The organism is Pseudomonas sp. UBA6323 (assembly GCF_002439135.1).
Taxonomy (GTDB): Bacteria; Pseudomonadota; Gammaproteobacteria; order Pseudomonadales; family Pseudomonadaceae; genus Aquipseudomonas.
Window position 1 is genome coordinate 74,166 of the sequence record NZ_DJSX01000055.1, and the last position, 14,872, is coordinate 89,037.

At 60.3% G+C, this 14,872-nt stretch carries 16 protein-coding genes; 11 read left to right on the forward strand and 5 right to left on the reverse strand.

Annotation, left to right across the window (positions count from 1 at the left end):
• Position 1 precedes the first annotated feature (1 nt).
• The gene (locus B3P22_RS12855; protein ID WP_296271229.1) at positions 2–1,351 is read left to right on the forward strand and encodes an APC family permease; all 1,350 of its coding nucleotides are present in this window, start codon (positions 2–4) and stop codon (positions 1,349–1,351) included.
• A gap of 2 nt (positions 1,352–1,353) precedes the next feature.
• Here B3P22_RS12855 and B3P22_RS12860 read toward each other — a convergent pair whose 3' ends face one another.
• Positions 1,354–1,773 carry an Lrp/AsnC family transcriptional regulator gene (locus tag B3P22_RS12860; RefSeq protein ID WP_296271230.1) on the reverse strand — a complete coding sequence of 140 codons (420 nt, stop codon included), beginning with the start codon at positions 1,771–1,773 and terminating at the stop codon, positions 1,354–1,356.
• A gap of 121 nt (positions 1,774–1,894) precedes the next feature.
• Between B3P22_RS12860 and yjeH the strand changes: the two genes are divergently transcribed.
• From yjeH to B3P22_RS12910, 10 genes are all read left to right on the forward strand, one after another.
• Positions 1,895–3,148, forward strand: a complete 1,254-nt coding sequence (gene yjeH / locus B3P22_RS12865) for an L-methionine/branched-chain amino acid transporter (RefSeq protein WP_296271231.1) — start codon at positions 1,895–1,897, stop codon at positions 3,146–3,148.
• A gap of 149 nt (positions 3,149–3,297) precedes the next feature.
• Positions 3,298–4,626 (forward strand): TAXI family TRAP transporter solute-binding subunit, encoded by a 1,329-nt coding sequence (locus tag B3P22_RS12870; RefSeq protein WP_296271232.1) that lies wholly within the window; start codon positions 3,298–3,300, stop codon positions 4,624–4,626.
• A gap of 90 nt (positions 4,627–4,716) precedes the next feature.
• On the forward strand, positions 4,717–5,382 hold the full coding sequence (locus B3P22_RS12875; protein WP_296271233.1) for a hypothetical protein: 666 nt from the start codon (positions 4,717–4,719) through the stop codon (positions 5,380–5,382).
• Between the two features lie 25 nt (positions 5,383–5,407).
• On the forward strand, positions 5,408–7,279 hold the full coding sequence (locus B3P22_RS12880) for a KAP family P-loop NTPase fold protein (RefSeq protein ID WP_296271234.1): 1,872 nt from the start codon (positions 5,408–5,410) through the stop codon (positions 7,277–7,279).
• Between the two features lie 6 nt (positions 7,280–7,285).
• Positions 7,286–8,596: an AAA family ATPase gene (locus tag B3P22_RS12885; protein ID WP_296271235.1), complete on the forward strand. Its 1,311-nt coding sequence runs from the start codon at positions 7,286–7,288 to the stop codon at positions 8,594–8,596.
• Positions 8,589–8,930, forward strand: a complete 342-nt coding sequence (locus B3P22_RS12890; protein WP_296271236.1) for a hypothetical protein — start codon at positions 8,589–8,591, stop codon at positions 8,928–8,930. The genes B3P22_RS12885 and B3P22_RS12890 overlap by 8 nt, the downstream gene beginning before the upstream one ends.
• Positions 8,927–9,520 carry a hypothetical protein gene (locus B3P22_RS12895; protein WP_296271237.1) on the forward strand — a complete coding sequence of 198 codons (594 nt, stop codon included), beginning with the start codon at positions 8,927–8,929 and terminating at the stop codon, positions 9,518–9,520. The genes B3P22_RS12890 and B3P22_RS12895 overlap by 4 nt, the downstream gene beginning before the upstream one ends.
• Before the next feature lie 7 nt (positions 9,521–9,527).
• On the forward strand, positions 9,528–10,226 hold the full coding sequence (locus B3P22_RS12900; RefSeq protein ID WP_296271238.1) for a hypothetical protein: 699 nt from the start codon (positions 9,528–9,530) through the stop codon (positions 10,224–10,226).
• 145 nt (positions 10,227–10,371) lie between these two features.
• A complete protein-coding gene (yejK, locus tag B3P22_RS12905; protein WP_197858334.1) occupies positions 10,372–11,379 on the forward strand; it encodes a nucleoid-associated protein YejK in 1,008 nt (335 codons plus the stop codon).
• A 167-nt stretch (positions 11,380–11,546) separates the two neighbouring features.
• A complete protein-coding gene (locus tag B3P22_RS12910; protein WP_296271239.1) occupies positions 11,547–11,867 on the forward strand; it encodes a glutaredoxin family protein in 321 nt (106 codons plus the stop codon).
• 18 nt (positions 11,868–11,885) lie between these two features.
• On the opposite strand, the gene B3P22_RS12915 is transcribed toward B3P22_RS12910, so the two are convergent.
• The 4 genes from B3P22_RS12915 to B3P22_RS12930 all read right to left on the reverse strand — a co-directional run bounded on the left by B3P22_RS12915 (position 11,886) and on the right by B3P22_RS12930 (position 14,455).
• Positions 11,886–12,821, reverse strand: a complete 936-nt coding sequence (locus B3P22_RS12915) for a glutathione S-transferase family protein (protein WP_296271240.1) — start codon at positions 12,819–12,821, stop codon at positions 11,886–11,888.
• A gap of 64 nt (positions 12,822–12,885) precedes the next feature.
• A complete protein-coding gene (locus tag B3P22_RS12920; RefSeq protein WP_275546017.1) occupies positions 12,886–13,167 on the reverse strand; it encodes a GIY-YIG nuclease family protein in 282 nt (93 codons plus the stop codon).
• Positions 13,164–13,883 (reverse strand): phosphatidylcholine synthase, encoded by a 720-nt coding sequence (gene pcsA, locus B3P22_RS12925; RefSeq protein WP_197858326.1) that lies wholly within the window; start codon positions 13,881–13,883, stop codon positions 13,164–13,166. Before pcsA ends, B3P22_RS12920 begins: the two co-directional genes overlap by 4 nt.
• A gap of 101 nt (positions 13,884–13,984) precedes the next feature.
• Complete coding sequence (locus B3P22_RS12930) at positions 13,985–14,455, reverse strand: nuclear transport factor 2 family protein (protein ID WP_296271241.1); 471 nt, start codon at positions 14,453–14,455, stop codon at positions 13,985–13,987.
• Between the last annotated feature and the right edge of the window lie 417 nt (positions 14,456–14,872).

Genomic DNA, 14,872 nt, shown 5'->3' on the forward strand with positions numbered 1-14,872 from the left:
CATGACCTCGCTAGCGTCCTCCCAGCGCGCCGGGCTTTCGGTCGTCGATGCCGTGGCCATGCTGGTCGGTGTGGTGATCGGTGTCGGCATCTTCGGCTTGCCGCCGCTGGTGGCGCAGCATGCCAGCAGCGCCGAGCTGTACCTGGCGCTGTGGCTGGTCGGCGGTTTGGTGATGCTGATCGGCGCGTTGTGTTACGGCGAGCTGGGCGCAACGCACCCGGACCAGGGCGGTGAATACCATTATCTGAGCCTGGCCTGGGGGCCGCAGATTGCCCTGCTGTTCGCCTGGGCTCGCGGCACGGTGATCCAGACCGGCGCCATCGCCGTGGTCGCCTTCATCTATGGCGACTACGCCCAGCGCCTGCTGCCGCTCGGCGAATATGGCGGTGCCTGGCATGCAGCCTCGGTAGTGGTCGCGCTGACCCTGCTCAATGTGCTCGGCACGCGCGAATCGCGGCGGGCGCAGGTGTTCTTCACCGGGGTGACGGTGCTGGCCCTGCTGACGGTGGTGCTCGCTGGCCTGGCGCTGGCCGAACCGCAGCCGACCGCTGCCACCTCGGCACCTGCCGGCGGCAACCTGGCCGGCATGCTGGGCATGGGCATGGTCTTCGTGCTGCTCACCTACGGCGGCTGGAACGAGGCGGCCTATCTGTCCGGCGAGTTGCGCAACCCAGCGCGCAACATGAGCCGCGTGCTGCTGATCGGCACGGCGGTAGTGACCGCCATCTACCTGCTGGCGAACCTGGTCTTTCTGAATATCTTCGGCCTCGACGGCCTGCGCGAAAGCGATGCCGTGGCAGCGGACCTGATGAGCATCGTCGCCGGGCCAAGAGCAGAAGCACTGCTGGCGCTGTTCGTCTGCCTCACCGCCTTAAGCACATTGAACGCCACCCTGTTTACCGGCGCGCGGGTCTATTACGCGCTGGGCCGCGACGTGCCGCTGCTGGCCTTCATCGGCCGCTGGAACGAGCGCGGCGCCACGCCGGTGCGCGCGCTGTTGTTGCAATGCGCATTCACCCTGCCACTGATCCTGTTCGGCGCGCTGAGCGAGAACGGCGTGGAGACCATGGTGGCCTACACCGCCCCGGTGTTCTGGCTGTTCATGTTCCTCATCGCCCTGGCGCTGATGCGCCTGCGCCAGCGCCAGCCCTGGGTGCGGCGGCCGTTCAGCGTGCCGCTGTATCCGCTGACGCCGATCCTGTTCGCCGCGACCTGCCTGGGCCTGCTGTATGCCAGCACGCTCTACGCTGGCAGTGGCGCATTGCTCGGCCTGCTGGTGCTCGGCGCCGGCCTGCCGCTGTTGGCCCTGCAACGCCCACAACCGGAGCCGCAAGGCGAGCACGCCGAGTAGCGCTACATCGCCCAGTCCTTGACCACCACATGAGTCTTGACCTTCTGCATGCCGGGAAACGCCTCGATGGCGCCGCGCACTTCGCTCAGGCGCATCATGCTCGGCGCTTCGATGAACACCAGCATGTCGGTTTCCCCGCTGATGCCGCTGCAATGGCGCACTTCGGGCAGCGCGCGCATGCGCTCGACGTATTCCTCGCAACGCCCGCCCTGATAGAAAAGCTCTAGAAAGGCCTTTACCCCCGCCTCGCCCAGCTCCGCCAGCTGGGCGTGATAGCCACAAATCACCCCGCTGCTCTCCAGATGGCGAATCCGCTCGCTGACCGCCGAACGTGAGAGATTCACCTCACGTGCGATCTGGCTGATGGAGGTACGCGCATCGCTGCGCAGCAGAGCGAGGATCTGGCGATCGAACTTGTCCACGGGCTTCTCGGGCGGCAATCAGTTTGACGGGGAAAACCACCATTTCGTCGGCAAAAGGCGCCAGCCTGCAAACGGCCAGCGCTCTACCATGGCGGTATCGGAAAGAGGACGAGCATACCCCATGAGTCGCTTGAACAAGGAGTTGGGCCTGCTGCAGGGCATCGCGCTGCTCAGCACATCACTGCTCGGCACCGGCATCTTCGTGGTGCCGGCACTGGCGGCCACCGCGGCTGGCGAGGCCTCGCTGTGGGCCTGGCTGCTGCTGATTTCCCTGGTGTTGCCGGTGGCGTTCACCTTCGCCCAGCTGGGCAAGCGCTTCCCCCATGCCGGCGGCGCGCCGCACCTGATCGGCCGTGCCTTCGGCCTGCGCATGGAGGGCGTCAGCGCCCTGCTGTTTCTCGCCGTGCTGCCGGTCGGGCTGCCGGCTGCCCTGCATATCGCCAGCGGTTTCTGGCTGGCCTTGTTCGACCTTGATCGCACCGGCCTGCTGCTCATCGAACTGGCCACGCTGGGCGCCATGCTCGTGCTCGGCCAACGCCCAGCGAAAGCGTCGGGCACGCTGCAGGGGCTGATCGCCGTGGCCATCGTCGCCAGCGTGGCACTGATCTGGTGGGTCGGTGACCTGCCGCGCGCCAGCCAACCGCTGCTGCCGGCGATGGACGGGCAATGGCACTTGCTGCCTACGGCGCTGGCAGTCATGTTCTGGTGCTTCGTCGGCATCGAGGCCTTCACCCATCTGGGCGAGGAGTTCAAGCGCCCCGAGCGTGACTTCCCGTTGGCGCTGCTGCTCGGCGTGCTGCTGGCCGGCCTGGTGTACTGGGCCTGTTCAGTGGCGGTGCTGAGCTTCGCCACCTATGGCGACGTGCACAGCGATACCGCCGCCCTACCGCGTTTGTTCTCGCTGCTGCTTGGCGACCAGGCGCGCGTGCCGGTGACGGTACTCGGCTACCTGGCCTGCTTCGCCTCGATGAACGTGTATATCCAGGGTTTTGCCCGGCTGATCTGGAGCCTGGCCGACGAGGGCCGCCTGCCTGCCAGACTGGCAGCACGAAATCGCCATGGCGTTCCCGGCAGAGCGTTGCTGCTGGTGGTGATCAGTTGCGCACTGTGCACCACGCTTTCCGCCTCGTTGAACCTGTCGGTGGACGACCTGATTCGCTACGCCAACGGCAACTTCGTGCTGATCTATCTGCTCAGTATGGCCGCTGGCTGGGTGCTGCTGCGAGGCTTCTGGCGCCTGCTCGCAGGGCTTAGCGCAGTGCTCTGCGCTGGCGTGTTGCTCATGCTCGGCGGCGATGCCCTGTACGCCGTGGCGCTGCTCGGCGCGTTGCTGCTGCTCGATCGCCTGCGCGTCATGCACAAGGCCATGACCTGACGCAACCGCTCTGCCAGCGCAAGGTTACCTGCACCTCCACGGCCGTTAGGGGTCGAAAACGGCGTAACCCGAGCGACGACGCAGCCAAGGCGTGACCTCCGTCGCTCAGGGGTTCTATCCTTGAATCGAGAATGCCGAAAGGATGCCCAATGCACCGCGTACTGAACGATCTGAAAATCATGATCCTGACCAACCTGTGGATCGTCCCGGTGGTTGGGGTAATCGTCTGGGCCTTGTTCCAGTTCGTCCCGCCACCGCCGCAGATGAGCGCGAGCATGGCCACCGGCACGCCGACCGGGGCCTATCAACAGTTCGCCGAGCGCCTGAAGGAAGAACTGGCCAAGGAAGGCTTCGAGCTCAAACTCGTACCGACCTCGGGCTCGCGTGACAACCTGGAGCGCCTGCTGGCGACGAACCCGCAAGTCGAAATCGCCCTGGTGCAAAGCGGTCTGGAGCGCCAGCTTACAGCCGCGCAGCAGCGCCAGTTGGAAAGCCTGGGGGCCATTTATCAGGAACCGCTGTGGCTGTTCTACCGACGTGACGTGGAGCTTGATCGCATTGCCGACCTGCTGCCACTGCGCGTCGGCTTGGGCGGCGACGGCAGTGGCACCCGCGCTGCCAGCGATGCCATTCTCGGCGCCAATGCCATCGCCCCCGAGCAGTATCCGGACACCTGGCAGAGCGTCGGCGGCGGCAAGGCGGCCCGCGCACTGATGGCCGGCGAGCTGGATGCCGCGTTCTTCGTTGGGCCTGCGGAAAACGCCCTGGTACAGCAACTGGCCGCCAACCCGAACATCGTCCTGGCGCATTTTCGCCGCGCCGCCGCCTATGAGGCGCGCCTGCCGTTCTTCAATCGGGTGGAGGTCGGCGAAGGCCTGCTCGACCTGGCCAGCAACGCGCCGGATCGCGATATCGTCACCCTCGCGCCCGTCGCGACGCTGGTGGTCAACGATGAATTCAACCCCGGCCTGGTGCCGCTGTTTCTCGAGGCCACCCGCGAAGTGATGAGGAAGGGCACGCTACTCGACGCGGCCGGCACCTTCCCCAGCGCCGAGCCGCGCACCTTCGACCTGCACAAGGACGCCAGGCACTACTACGACAAGGGGCTGCCGATCCTGCAGCGCTACGTGCCGTTTCGCATCGCCTCGCTGGCGGACCGCTACATCATCCTGCTGATCCCGCTGATCGTGGTGATGATTCCGCTGCTCAAGGCCGTCGGGCCGCTTTACCAGTGGCGCATCCGCGCGCGCATCTATCGCTGGTACAAGTACCTGCGCGAGATCGACCGCAAGCTGCATGCCGGCTCGCTGCCCGACGAGCTCGACAGCGAGATCGCCCGCCTGGAGCACCTGGAGGACGAGCTGGCATCCGTGGAAGTGCCGCTGTCGTATTCCAACCAGCTGTACGAGTTGCACCTGCACGTACGCTACGTGATCGAGCGACTGCGCGAGTTGCAGCAGCGGGGTATCACAAAGTGAGTTAAAGAGGGACAAGACCCGCGATGGAGGTGACGTCAAAAGGGCAATGTGCTATCAAGCAGCCTGGATTTACAAAAGGCCAGGATTGCCATGTCGGAAGATTTTGCCCTTCTGCTGCTCGAGTCCCCATGGTGGACTCCGAAGTCAAACCCCACTCGTGCTTCTGCGCTTCCTTTCTTTCAGAGCCTGGAGCGCCTGCACGACTACTTCAATATCTACTACTCAACCTTCTATGACACATCAGGCTTCGAAAGAGCCTTGGCGGAAGACCTGATTCATACCGAGGAGAAACGCCAGCTTCTCTATATCGGCGCCCATGGTACCGAAAACCGAATCGCCAATGGCCGAGCCAGCACCGTTCTGGAAAAGGTCGCGTTGTATGGCGACAAGATCGAAGGCGTCATTGTCAGCAGTTGTCTGGTCGGCGCGCGTGACTCCAACCTGTGGACTCCCCTGCTGGTCAACAAGACCCGCTGGGCATTCGCCTACCGTCATTCCGTCGACTGGCTGACCACCCAGTTGGTTGAACTGGCCATCCTCGAAGAACTGGCCCTGGCTCCTGAAGGTTACGCAGACGACCGGGAAGAACTGCTGGAGCTGTTCTCCCACGCCCTGAACAAATTTAATCCGATGACGCCTGTCGGCAAAAATGGCGAGCCCCTATCCGACTGCATCAGCCTGATGCAACGCGCCAAATACAAGCGTTTTCCGGAAAATATTACCCAAGCCTTGATCGAAAAGACCTGGGCAAATTAAAAATAGTTATTTAGAAGAAAAAATTATGCCAGCCCCATATAACGAATTAAAAAAACGCAGTTGCTTCAGCGACCAGCCGATCACCTCCAGCAATGACGATCACCTAAAGAACAACCAGTACGCTAAAGGACTGCTGGAGTTTATTAAAACTGCTGACGCGCCTATTACCATTGGCATCCAAGGTGGCTGGGGAAGCGGCAAGACCAGCCTGATCAACCTTCTCCAGCATGAACTCGAAGCGAATGGCGATAGTCTTTGCATCAACGTTAATGCTTGGCAGCAATCCTTGTTTGCCAATTCGGGAAAAAGTGGAGAAATTGCACTATCGCTGCTCGAAAATGCCTACGACGAGCTAATCGACCAGATCAAAGAAAAGGGAAAATCTGGAAAAATAAGAATAAACGAAGAGCAAAAACAAAATATCATACGACTAGGGAAAACAGTCATCAGGCTAACAGCAGCCTTTACGGGAATACCTTTACCTGCCGGCAGTGAAGAGCCTGAAAAGGCGCAGCGTACATCCAAAGCCTTCAAACGACTCCGGTATGACATGAGTGAGGCCATCCGCTCATTGATAATGGACGACACAAACAAGCTAGAGAAAATTGTTATATTCGTCGATGATCTTGATCGAATTCAGCCAGAAACCGCAGTGGAAGTTCTAGACGTACTAAAAAACGTGTTCGACATCGAGCATTGCATTTCCGTTCTAGCCATTGACTATGATGTCGTCATCAAAGGCTTGAGGAAGAAATTTGGTGAGCATGGAGAAAATCAGCGGGAGTTCCGTCAATACTTCGACAAGATCATCCAGATCCCCTTTTCCATGCCGGTAGGGGCTTACCGGCACAATATCCCAGTTCTGCTGGAGCGCCTAATTGAATCGGTGCTGCCCAACACAATGGCAGAACAGAATCGCGAAGATTTCCTTGAGGATATTGCTCGTATTGTACTTCTAGCCACAGATGGCGTGCCCAGAAGTATCAAGCGCATCGTAAATACCGTCTCACTCCTGAGCATCATCGAAGCCGCGACACCAAATGATACGGACAAGACCTCACACCATGCCAGCGCCTCGAAAGAGCTGCAACTCAAGATACTATTGGCTGTCGTCTGCTTGCAAGTCTCCTTTCCTGATATACACAAATCTCTGTCCAAGCTACCGAATATCGGGCAGTGGGACGAGGAAACAACCCGCAGCGCCTGGCAACTGCCAGTAAACGAGGAAGACGAGCATCTTGAAAACCTGGAAGACGAATTTAGTTCCTACGACTGGGAGCCATCCCTTTTAAAGCTAATCTTGCACTTCGGGCTAGCAACAAAAGCCATTGAGATTCGTGACATCATCTGGGAACTGAAGGAGCTATCCAATGCCCCAGGAGGCCTGCATGCGCTGAGAAAAACACTGCGCTCATCCAGCATCACAGATACCGACAGCACTGACAGTCAAAGTCCTATATTGAATATAACCAAAGAAGATGCCCACAAGTATTGCCGGAACCTACTGGAAACCCTTCTTGCACGGGTTGGAAATGACCAACTGGGCCGAATACATGGACGCAAAGCTACCAAGGTGCATGGAGACGTGTGGACACTAGAACATACTGGGGTGACGAATTATCCCATCCGCCCAAACGGACTTGAGCGGGTAGATATCACCTTGGACATGGAGGACGGTAACCCCTGTTTCACGATTGACTTCCTTGTGCCAAAGGCCAAACGCAATCCCACCCTATTCAGGAATATATCCGACGCAGGCTTCCGTCATCGAGGTCAGGACGGATGGTTTGGCATCGATCTACCCGAGAATTCTACAGGCGGCCTGGAGCCGAATATGGAAGGTTTCGACAAAGAAACCCTGCCGCACATCCGCAAGCTGTTGGACGTCTTGGGCTGATCGCGCATGCACCTTGACCAAGCCAAAATCGCCATGATGCACCTGCTCAACTTACTGATTGCAGGCGGGCTGGATGAGCGATTTACCCGTGCCAATCCCAAGCTGCCGCACTCGCTAGTGCGGCTGACCTTGGGCTGGCTGTTCCCGATGCTCGACTTTGTGATGACCGGCGACCGCCAGATCGGCTCGCAGCATCGAGAGTTCATCAACACCATCCTGGTCAACAGCCTCAGTGCAAGGACGTTGAACCTGGCCGATAGTGCCCTGCGCGACCGCAATATGTCGTTTGATCCACAAGTGCTGCCAGCCTTCCTGCTGATCGCCGAGCGCCTGCAGCCAGGCTTCTGCGAAGAAGCCTATCCCTGCCTGGACGAGTTGATCCAGGCAGCCATTGCCTGGGACGGCGACAAGACTCCTGATGACATGGATCGGGCGGAACAGGTGCTGGAGCCGATTCGCAAGCACTTCAACCTCGAAACCGGGCCTCGTTCCAGCCACTCGCCTCTAGCGCCCGGCGAAGCGTTGAAGGAGCTGGAAACTCTGGTGGGGCTGGATAGCGTCAAACGCGAGGTGCGTAACAGCGTCAACTTCGTTCGCTACACCCTCAATCGCAAAGAAAATGGTCTGCCGGTACCACCGATCTCCATGCATATGGTCTTCACCGGCAACCCCGGTACGGGCAAGACCACTGTGGCGCGACTGATCGCCGATATTTACCGCGATATCGGCCTGTTGCGCAAAGGCCATCTAGTAGAAACAGATCGCTCGGGAATGGTCGGTAAGTTTTTGGGCGAGACGCCTGGGTTAGTTCGCGAAGTCGTCGAAGGCGCCTTCGGCGGCGTGTTGTTCATCGACGAAGCCTATGCCCTAGTGAAAGGCCGAACCGATAGTGACTACGGCTATGAAGCAGTGGACGTTCTGCTCAAATTGATGGAAGACCACCGTGACGACCTGATCGTGATAGTTGCCGGCTACACCGAGGAGATGCGGACGTTCATCGAGTCCAATCCCGGCCTTAAGTCGCGCTTCACCCGTTATATACATTTTGACGACTACGAACCTGCGGATCTCTTGCGGATTTTCCGCCGCCTATGCGACAGACACGAGCTGCGCTTTCGTGCCGAGGCTTGGCAAAAGAGCGCACAGGTCATCAAGAACCGTTGGATTAGGCGCGGCGAGCATTTCGGCAACGCGCGGGAAGTCCGCACTTTCTTCGAAGAGGTAATGCAGGCCCACGCCAACCGGTTGGCACAAATCGACAACCCCAGCCGCGACCAACTGCGCACGCTGACCGTGGAGGACATCCCAAGTGAGTAGCGAGCAGTTGAAAACCAGCCTGCGCCACACCCACGCCTACATAGAAGCCTACGGCGTTGAATTGCTAGCAGATGTGGAAGGTTTATTCCGCCAGGCTCTGGATCAAGTTGATGAGGACCCCACGGAAAGCACGCAGGCAGATGTCGCGATCCACTTCGACGCGCCTGCCGAACCGCCTCCAAGCCTCTTTCAAGCAGCGCAACCGCCACACGAGGAGCGCCCCATAATTCAAGAAAACGCCCTAGAAACACTCGCCAACTGGCATTTTTATCTGCCGGCTATCCTCGGCGGCGTAGCTGTTGCGGCAATTCTATTTCGAGGTTGGTTTTCATGAGTAAAAGACAGCGCCGCTCACTGCACGGTAAAGCCTATACGGTCCTGGACATCTGGCACGCCATAAGAGTCACTGCCGGCTGCTGGCTGAGTATGTTCTTCAGCCTGCTACTGTCGGGAGGTCTGCTGATCTGGCTGCTGCTGAGTGATTTTCGCCCGGAGATATGGGTCTATATATGTCTCTACGGCAGTCTGTTTTCGGCCAGCTTGTTTGCCTGGCGAGTTTGGCAGGCGCAGTCCGCTGGCATCCGCATCGATCCGGTATCTAGCACTCTTACCTTCAGCGCCGACGATCTAGAAAACAACCTGCATGACATTCTCAGCCTCCGGCGCTTTTTCGATCATGCCAGACGTATTCGGGTCGCCATCAGCGATATAGAACGACTGGATAACGATACCCAGCGCATCCGACGAGGTAAGAGCAGCCGCAGGCAATACGGGCTGAATCTGTCCGGCGACTTCGGCTCCTATCAATTGATGTTCAGCCACAAGCAGAAGCGTGACGAGTGTCGGGCATTGCTCGTGCAAGTCATGAGTCGAGTCAAAGGTCGAGCGCCATCACGCGACGCCAACATCGCCTTCCCCGAGTGATAATCCCATGAGCAGAAAGAAGAAACAGGAAGGTAATCCGGCAGGGCTGGTGCTGTGGCTGCTGGGCTGGATCGTATTTCTACTAACCATTCTCGCTACCTCCTTCATCTGGCTGGGCTGGCTGATATGCGAGTTTCTCTATGCCAAGCATCCGCGCACTCCTGACGAGGCGGAAATACTACTCGACGGGGAGGAGTGCCAAGAGCTATCCGAAAACAAAGCCCGCACCGTTGCAATAAGCGCTCGACTCGAACAGATAGAAGTAGAGGGACGAAAATTGCGACGTCGTAAGGATGGTCTGTTCCATGCGGGTAGCGCACTAGGTGCCCGGCTGAACACGGAAATCGCCGCACTGACAGAGGAGCGCAGTGATTGCCAGTCCATCTGTCATGAGCTATGGCAACTCCCCGAACAACGCCTGCGAGAGTGGTCTGCACCATTGTCACGTCTGCTCGGTTTCCGCTGGGCTATTTCGACTTATGTAACGTGCCTGGCTTACGGTTCGATTCTGATGCCATCCTCGGCTAAAACCTTGCACGGAGTGGTACTGCGCAATTTGGGTGATTATCTGCCTGCCGTGTCTTTCCCGCTCTACGGAGCCATGGCACTAGCCAGCGCCGTGGCAATTTGCTTTGGCGGTGGAGCCTATTTGTTCTACAGCCGGTACATCCACGATCACTATTCAGTCCAACTGGAAGCCACCTGAAGACAACCTCTTTGAAGATAGACTTCAGATCTGCGCCTTGAACCAAACCGTGCTTAGGGGCGGCGGGTTGCCGAGATCGAATGGGGGCGGATCCGCCACCTTCGGGTAAACTTCGCCTCCTGTTTCATCTGCCCACGAGACCGCCATGCCGATCCGTCACTGCATCGTCCACCTGATCGACAAGAAGCCCGACGGCAGCCCTGCCGCACTGCACGCCCGCGACAGCGAACTGGCCACGTCGCAAGCCATGGAAAACCTGCTGGCCGACCTCAACGAAAGCTACAACGCCAAGCAGGGCAAGGCCTGGGGCCTGTTCCACGAGGAATCCGGCGCGTACCCGTTCAGTGGCTGGCTCAAGGCCTATCTCGATGGCGAGCAGGATTTCACTGCCTTCAGCCGCCAGGCCGTCGAGCAGTTGCAGAAGCTGATGGAGGAATCCAACCTGTCCACCGGCGGCCACGTGCTGTTCGCCCACTATCAACAGGGCATGACCGACTACCTGGCCATCGCCCTGCTGCACCACAGCGAAGGCGTGGCGGTGACCGACGCATTGGACGTGACCCCGGCCAAGCATCTGGACCTTGGCCAGTTGCACCTGGCCGCGCGCATCAACATCAGCGAGTGGCAGAACAACAAGCAGTCCAAGCAGTACATCTCCTTCATCAAGGGCAAGAACGGCAAGAAAGTCTCGGACTACTTCCGCGATTTCATTGGCTGCCAGGAAGGTGTCGACGGCCCGGGCGAAACCCGCACCCTGCTCAAGGCCTTCAGCGATTTCGTGGAAAGCGAGGACCTGCCCGAAGAGCAGGCCCGCGAGAAAACCAAGACGCTGGTCGGCTACGCCACCAGCCAGGCCAAGCTGGGCGAGCCGATCACCCTCGACGAACTCTCCGGGCTGATCGACGAGGAGCGCCCCAAGGCCTTCTACGAACACATCCGCAACAAGGACTACGGCATGGCCCCGGAATTTCCGGCGGACAAACGCACCCTCAACCAGTTTCAGCGCTTCACCGGCCGCGCCGAGGGCTTGTCGATCAGCTTCGAGGCGCACCTGCTGGGTTCGAAGGTCGAGTACGACGAAGGCCGCGACATGCTGATCATTCGCCAGCTGCCGACCCAATTGAAGGATCAGCTCAAGCGCCGTCAGGATTGATCGATAGCGGCTCTTGTAGCGTGGGCCGGACGGCGATCCGCTTTATTTCCTACGCCCACCCGGTCCGCCCGGCCCTATGCCCAGCCTGCGCCACCCTACGAACTGGCTAGACGCTTCGGCGCGGTTTACCCTGATATGACCGCGCCATCACACAAGGACGCGAAACGATGAAGACGATTGTGCTGCTGCTCGCCGCCCTGGCCCTGTGGCAACACTGGGACAAGGTCGAGCGCTGGATCGACCCGCCCCAGGCCCGCAATGCGAGCGGCGAAGTGGTGCTCTATGCCACGCAATGGTGCGGCTATTGCGCCAAGACACGCGAGCTGTTCGCCGAGGACGGCATCGCCTATCGCGAAGTGAATATCGAGGCCGATGCCGCCGGCCGCTCCCAATACCAGGCGCTTGGCGGCCGCGGCGTGCCGGTGATCGACCTGCGCGGGCAGGTCATCCACGGCTACGACGTACGCGCCATCCGCGCCGCCTACTGACAGGCGGCGCAGCAAGCTTCAGCGCGCCTCGATGCGGAAGCCCAGGCGTGGGAAGTGCACATGCACGACGCCGGCGCGCTCGTCCTCGCGACGCAGAATCAGCTCGTCACGCCCGGCATGCAGCAGCTCGCCTTGTACCGGGTCGACACCATAGTCCACCGCCGCGATGCTCACCGCCTGGCCGGCCTCGAAGCCATTGGGGTCGACGAAGGCCTCGTCCGGCAGCGCCGTCGGCGTGGCAGCACGCGCCACCTCAATCGCCTGCTCGCTGCTCATCTCGCTCAGCGAGCCATGACCGAAGCCCAGCACCCGGGCGAGCCAGGCGGCGACCTCGGGGTAATCGTCGACCAGCGGCGAGGTCACCGGCGTGCCGCGCAGGAACCACAGGCAATGGGCCACGGAGAAGTCTGCGTGCGATGGCTCGCCGAACAGGAAATCACCCTGCTCGCACTGCAACTGACGCTGCAATGCGCCCATCAGCGCCGGCCACTGGTGCTTGGCCTGCTCCAGCGGCAGACGGATCGCCGTGCCGCCGGAGAACAGCGCACTGCGGTCGGCGGCGAAGGCCTTGGCGAACTCCGGCGGCACCTTGGCGAAGCGTAGCGCCATCGACTCTGGCTGGAATACCAGCGCCACGACGTGCTGGAACAGTACCGAGTCAGCCCATTGCGAGAGCAGGCTGACGTTGAACGCCTGGGCTTCGGGGAACAGCGCCGGCGTGGCCTTTTCGGCCTCCAGTCGGCGGGCGATCAGCGCCGTATCGCAGTAGATGTTAGCACCGACCTGCAGCACCGGCGTCTTGCGGTAGCCGCCGGTCAGTGCGGTGAGGTCGGGCTTGGGCATCAGCGGAGGGATCATCACCGAACGCCAGGACAGCTGCTTGAAGCCCAGCATCAGGCGGGCCTTCTCGGCGAACGGCGAGGTCGGATAATGGTGCAGGATCAGCTCGTGCATGGCGCGCTCCGCGACAAAGTCGAAAGCCGCAGCTTAACCGCCTCGCTTGGCCACGCCCACCGTCTCAGGGTGATGCAACGCTATCAACGGCCAGAATGAGCGCCTCTTTGGCGCTTTTGCTCAGGCGTTTGATCGCCCGCTCGCGCCGCAGCGCGTCGCCCTTGCCGGCACAGGCCTCGACATAGGCAAGCGCCAGCGCGGGACTGGTATGGAAGAAACGCGCGCCCTTGCCACTCTGGTGCTGGGTGAAGCGCCGTTGCGGGTCATCGCTGATACCGCAATAAAGAGCGCCATTGGCCGCACGCACCAGATAGACGAACCAGGCCTTTTCGACGGCCGCATTCATCCGCGTGCGGGGAACCACTCACGCGCCGAGCGCCACAGGCACATGCCGACGAAGTAAGCCGATGCCAGCCACCACAGCGCCAGCAGCCAGAAATGGTTGGCCGGGTACTGCAGAATCAGCAGCGCGCTGGAGAGCATCCAGACGAAGGTCACCAGGATGTTCAGCGGCATGAACTGGCGTACACGGAACGGGTGCAGGAACTTCATCTTGGTCAGGGTCAGGCCGGCCAGCAGCACGATCATGCCCAGGGTGATCCAGGGATGCACATCGAGGATGTAGAAATACAGCACCACCACGTTCCAGGCCGCCGGGAAGCCGACGAAGTAGTTGTCCTTGCTCTTCATGTTCAGGTTGCAGAAGCAGAACAGCGAGGACAGCAGGATCAGCCCAACGGCGAACAGCGGCGTGTAATCCGGCAACGGGATGAAGCGGTAGAGGAAAATCGCAGGGATGAAGACGTAGGTGAGGTAGTCGATCACCAGGTCGAGGGTCGAGCCGTCGAAGTGCGGCAGCACGCCCTTGACGTCATAACGTCGCGCCAGCGAACCATCCAGGCCATCGACCAGCAGCGCCAGGCCAAGCCACATCAGGCACTGCTTGGGTTGGCCGTCGAGTACAGCCAGCAGCGCCAGCAGTGCGAGGATCACACCGCTGGCGGTAACGGCATGAACCCCCCAGGCTTTGGCCTGTTTTACGGCAACGATCAGTTCGGTCACGGCAGGTCTCGATTGGCAGTGGAGGTGCGACACCCCATGTGCGCACGCTCATTATTGAAGGCTAAGACCAAATAGCCTACCACTGCGTTCCTTCGCCCGCCTTAGCGCGAAGCGCGGAATTGGACGAGACCGCGTGCCGCCTGTCGACGAATGGCGGCCTGAACCGGTGGCGCCCAGCCCAATAGCAGCCCCTTGCCACCCAGCGCCTGACGCGCCCATCGCCACAGATCGAAATGATCGCGATGTTCGACGATCAGTCCGTCGCGGAACACGAAGTGCGCCTGGATGTGGTTGACCACCTGACGACCAGTGGCACTGAAGCGGTAGCTGGCAATCCAGCGCGCACTGCCGGCATGGTCATCGGCGTGCACCGAGTCGAAGGTCAGCGAAAAGTCTTCGGCGCGGCTGCACAGCATGCACCACATATCCCCTGCCTCTGCGCCGCGCAGGCCGATGAAGACCGGGTCGGAGAACCGCACGTCCTCGGCGTAGCAGGCCGCCATGGTCTCGGCATCGAGCTTCTGGAAAGCGCTGTAGAAACGCTGGAGTAGTTCGGCGTTGGGGTGGCTCATGACTCGTTCCTGCGTGCGTTCTGGTGGTGACCGGCGCGTATGCGCGCTACGGCACGTGAATGCAGCCTAGTTTGTGCGCGGGAGAATCCGGTGACGACTGGCGATAAAGACAACCTTGTGTCAATAATCGCCAATCCACACAAGAGCCGGTTTTATGCTGCGCATCGCCCTTTACGTCTGCCCGCAAACCATCTGCCCCAGCCTGAGCATGGCGCAAGCCGCCTTCAGCCTGGCCAATCGCCCCGCCTATACGCCGTGCTTCGAGCTCTAGCGCTTCAGCCTCGATGGACAGTCCCCGCAGTTAGAGTTCGCGAAAATCCGGAACGAATGCCGCCTGCATATCTCAGAAGAGACCGACCACCCGAGCGTGGCCGGCACTCACCGCCCCATCTCCACGACACCGGACACCAAAACCAA